At 60.3% G+C, this 4,381-nt stretch carries 4 protein-coding genes; all 4 read left to right on the top strand.

Going from position 1 to position 4,381, the window contains the following annotated elements; translation table 11 throughout:
• Nucleotides 1-77: 77 nt before the first annotated feature.
• The 4 genes from K9857_RS29730 to K9857_RS29715 all read left to right on the top strand — a co-directional run bounded on the left by K9857_RS29730 (nucleotide 78) and on the right by K9857_RS29715 (nucleotide 4,338).
• Nucleotides 78-1,550 carry a purine-cytosine permease family protein gene (locus K9857_RS29730; protein ID WP_224542053.1) on the top strand — a complete coding sequence of 491 codons (1,473 nt, stop codon included), beginning with the start codon at nucleotides 78-80 and terminating at the stop codon, nucleotides 1,548-1,550.
• 69 nt (nucleotides 1,551-1,619) lie between these two features.
• Nucleotides 1,620-2,588 carry an ABC transporter substrate-binding protein gene (locus tag K9857_RS29725; protein WP_224542051.1) on the top strand — a complete coding sequence of 323 codons (969 nt, stop codon included), beginning with the start codon at nucleotides 1,620-1,622 and terminating at the stop codon, nucleotides 2,586-2,588.
• Between the two features lie 71 nt (nucleotides 2,589-2,659).
• Complete coding sequence (locus tag K9857_RS29720; protein ID WP_103396924.1) at nucleotides 2,660-3,511, top strand: ABC transporter permease; 852 nt, start codon at nucleotides 2,660-2,662, stop codon at nucleotides 3,509-3,511.
• Nucleotides 3,508-4,338: a glycine betaine/L-proline ABC transporter ATP-binding protein gene (locus tag K9857_RS29715; RefSeq protein WP_224542049.1), complete on the top strand. Its 831-nt coding sequence runs from the start codon at nucleotides 3,508-3,510 to the stop codon at nucleotides 4,336-4,338. Before K9857_RS29720 ends, K9857_RS29715 begins: the two co-directional genes overlap by 4 nt.
• Nucleotides 4,339-4,381: the final 43 nt, after the last annotated feature.

Below are 4,381 nucleotides of genomic sequence, written 5' to 3'. Positions count from 1 at the left end.
AACGACGCCTTCGCGGGCAAGCCTCGCTCCTACAGGAGATCACCCAACCCACAATAACAATCCATAGAGGTTGAATCATGGCTGTCCAAGACGAACGTGCAGGCAACAAACCGTTGATCGAGAAACGCTCGATCGACTACATCCCGGAAGCGGAAAGACACGGTCGTCTGTTCAGCCAGTTCACCCTGTGGATGGGTGCCAACCTGCAAATCACCGCGATCGTGACCGGTGCCTTGGCCGTGGTGCTCGGCGGGGACGTGTTCTGGTCGTTGATCGGTCTGTTGATCGGTCAACTGCTGGGCGGTGGCGTCATGGCGTTGCACGCGGCGCAAGGGCCGAAGCTTGGCCTGCCGCAGATGATCTCCAGCCGCGTGCAGTTCGGGGTTTACGGCGCGGCGATCCCGATCGTGCTGGTGTGCCTGATGTACCTTGGCTTCACCGCCACCGGTACTGTGCTGTCCGGCCAGGCCTTGGGCCAGTTGTTCGGCGTCAGTGACACCATCGGCATCCTGATTTTCGCCAGCGTCATCGTGCTGGTGACGGTGCTGGGTTACCGGGTGATCCACTTCATCGGCCGTGTCGCCAGCATCATCGGCATCATTGCTTTCGTTTACCTGTTCAGTCGCCTGATTAGCCAGACGGATGTCGGCGCACTGATGGAAATTCGCCATTTCAGCTGGAGCAGCTTCCTGCTGGCGGTGTCGCTCGCGGCCTCCTGGCAGATCGCTTTCGGCCCTTACGTGGCGGACTACTCGCGTTACTTGCCGAGCAAGACCTCCTCGGTGAAAACCTTTTTCGCCGCGGGCGCAGGTTCGGTGATCGGCGCACAGGTGGCGATGATTCTCGGCGTGTTCGCCGCAGCTTCCGCCAACGGCCAATACGCCGGTCATGAAGTGGCTTACATCGTCGGTTTCGCCGGCAGTGGTGCCACCGCCGCGCTGCTGTACTTCAGCATCGCGTTCGGCAAGGTGACCATTTCCACCTTGAACTCCTACGGCAGCTTCATGTGCATCGCGACCATCATCAGCGGCTTCCGTGGCCGTCTGGAAGTGTCGCGCATGCAGCGTCTGGTGTTCGTACTGGCCATCGTCGGTGCCGCAACCCTGATCGCCTTGGTTGGCCAGCACTCGTTCCTCGGTGCGTTCAAGTCGTTCATCCTGTTCCTGCTGGCGTTCTTCACGCCATGGAGCGCGATCAACCTGGTGGACTACTACTGTATTACCCGCGAACGCTACGACGTGCCGGCGCTGGCTGATCCGAACGGTCGCTACGGCCGCTGGAACATGCTGGGTATCAGCGTCTACGTGTTCGGTGTGCTGGTGCAGTTGCCGTTCATCTCCACCAAGTTCTATACCGGTCCCCTGGTGGCTGCATTGGGTGACGTGGATATTTCCTGGATTATCGGTCTGGTATTGCCTGCTGCCCTGTATTACGTGTGCGCCAAAAAATGGCACGGTGCAGTACCCGATCAACTGATTCTGCCGGTCGAGCAGAACAGCGTAGAAAAACCAAAAACAAGCGGGAACGGTCGCGCTGCGGCGCAGGCCTGATTGGACGTAGACAGGGCTGGATGCCTCTTGACTGCCGCAAGCCAATTCATGATTAGGAGCGTCGAAACAATGAAATCGAACAAGACCCTGCTGACCGCACTGCTTTCCATGGGCCTGCTGGCCAGCGCCGGCGCCACTCAGGCAGCGGGCTGGTGTGAGTCGGGCAAGCCGGTGAAATTCGCCGGCCTGAACTGGGAAAGCGGCATGCTGCTGACCGACGTGATGCAATTCGTGCTGGATAAAGGTTACGGCTGCAAGACCGACAGCCTGCCGGGCAACTCCATCACCATGGAAAACGCCCTGAGCAGCAACGACATTCAGGTGTTCGCCGAGGAATGGGTTGGCCGCAGCGAGGTCTGGAACAAGGCCGAGAAGGCCGGCAAGGTCGTCGGCGTCGGCGCTCCTGTCGTTGGCGCGATCGAAGGCTGGTACGTGCCGCGCTACGTGATCGAAGGCGACGCCAATCGCAAGCTGGAAGCCAAGGCGCCGGACCTGAAAAACATTGCCGACCTGGCCAAATACTCTGCAGTGTTCAAGGACGCCGAAGAGCCATCCAAGGGCCGTTTCTACAACTGCCCGGCCGGCTGGACCTGCGAGCTGGACAACAGCGAAATGCTGAAAAGCTACGGCCTGGAAAGCACCTATACCAACTTCCGTCCGGGCACCGGGCCGGCGCTGGATGCTGCCGTGCTGTCGAGCTACAAGCGTGGCGAGCCGATCCTGTTCTACTACTGGTCGCCAACGCCGTTAATGGGCCAGGTCGACGTGGTGAAACTCGAAGAAAAACCTGGCGTGGACAAGACCGTGACCATCAAGGTCGGCCTGTCCAAAACCTTCCACGACGAAGCGCCTGAACTGGTTGCTGTGCTGGAAAAGGTCAACCTGCCGATCGACCTGCTGAACCAGAACCTGGGACGCATGACCAAGGAACGAATCGAGTCGCCGAAACTGGCGAAAATCTTCCTCAAGGAACATCCTGAAGTCTGGCACCAGTGGGTGAGCGAAGACGCAGCGAAGAAGATCGACGCGGCCTTGTAGGTTGAGCTTCTCCGGCTGTCGCGGGCGGCAGCCGGATGCTTGATCGCAACCCCTTGATTGAGAGTCTCTTTATGTTTCCCGAAAGCTTTACCTTTTCCATCGCCGACTGGGTCAACGGTTGGGTCGATTCGCTGGTCACCAACTACGGCGACGTGTTCCGTCACATCTCCGACACCCTGTTGTGGGCCATCGTCAATCTCGAAAGCCTGCTGCGCGCGGCGCCCTGGTGGCTGATGCTGGCCATCGTGGCGGGCGTTGCCTGGCACGCGACTCGCAAAGTGGTGACCACCGCGGTCATCGTCGGTCTGCTGTTCCTGGTGGGTGCGGTTGGCTTGTGGGACAAGCTGATGCAGACGCTGGCGCTGATGATGGTGGCGACGATCATCTCGGTACTGATCGGCATTCCGCTGGGCATCCTCTCGGCACGCAGCAATCGCCTGCGTTCGGTGCTGATGCCGTTACTGGACATCATGCAGACCATGCCGAGCTTCGTGTACCTGATCCCGGTACTGATGCTGTTCGGCCTGGGCAAGGTCCCGGCGATTTTCGCCACCGTGATCTACGCCGCGCCGCCGCTGATCCGCCTGACCGATCTGGGCATTCGCCAGGTCGACGGTGAAGTGATGGAAGCGATCAACGCTTTCGGTGCCAACCGCTGGCAGCAACTGTTCGGCGTGCAACTGCCGCTGGCCCTGCCGAGCATCATGGCCGGGATCAACCAGACCACCATGATGGCCCTGTCGATGGTGGTGATCGCCTCGATGATCGGTGCCCGTGGCCTGGGTGAAGACGTACTGGTAGGGATTCAGACCCTCAACGTCGGTCGTGGCCTGGAAGCGGGTCTGGCGATCGTGATTCTGGCAGTGGTGATCGACCGCATTACACAGGCGTACGGTCGCGCACGGCATGAGGTGAGCAAATGAACAACGCAACCGTAAGCAAGATTGAAGTCAAAAACGTCTTCAAGATTTTCGGCAACCGTTCCAAGGACGCGCTGGCCCTGGTGGGCCAGGGCAAGACCAAGGATCAGGTGCTGTCCGAGACTGGCTGCGTGGTCGGCGTGAATGACCTGTCGCTGAGCATCGGCAGCGGCGAGATCTTCGTGATCATGGGCCTGTCCGGCTCCGGCAAATCCACCCTGGTGCGCCACTTCAACCGCCTGATCGACCCGACCAGCGGCGCGATCCTGGTGGACGGCGTGGACATCCTGCAATACGACATGGAAGCCCTGCGCGAATTCCGCCGTCGCAAGATCAGCATGGTGTTCCAGAGCTTCGGCCTGTTGCCGCACAAGAGCGTGCTGGACAACGTCGCCTATGGCCTGAAAATCCGTGGCGAAAGCAAAGCCATGTGCAACGAGCGTGCGCTGCACTGGATCAACACCGTGGGCCTCAAGGGCTACGAAAACAAATACCCGCACCAGCTCTCCGGCGGCATGCGTCAGCGTGTGGGCCTGGCCCGTGCATTGGCGGCGGACACCGACATCATCCTGATGGACGAAGCCTTCAGTGCCCTCGACCCGCTGATCCGCGCCGAGATGCAGGACCAGTTGCTGGAGCTGCAAAAGACCCTGCACAAGACCATCGTCTTCATCACCCACGACCTCGACGAGGCCGTGCGCATCGGCAACCGCATCGCGATCCTCAAGGACGGCCGCCTGATCCAGGTCGGCACGCCGCGAGAGATCCTGCATTCGCCGGCGGATGAGTATGTCGACCGCTTTGTGCAGCGTCGGGCTGCGGTGGTCTAAGAGATTTGCGGTGTTTGTGCTGGCCTCTTCGCGGGCAAGCCTC

Origin of the sequence: Pseudomonas sp. REP124 (genome assembly GCF_020164475.1) — a bacterium.
Taxonomy (GTDB): Bacteria; Pseudomonadota; Gammaproteobacteria; order Pseudomonadales; family Pseudomonadaceae; genus Aquipseudomonas.
This window is presented reverse-complemented; position numbering and strand designations above follow the sequence as displayed.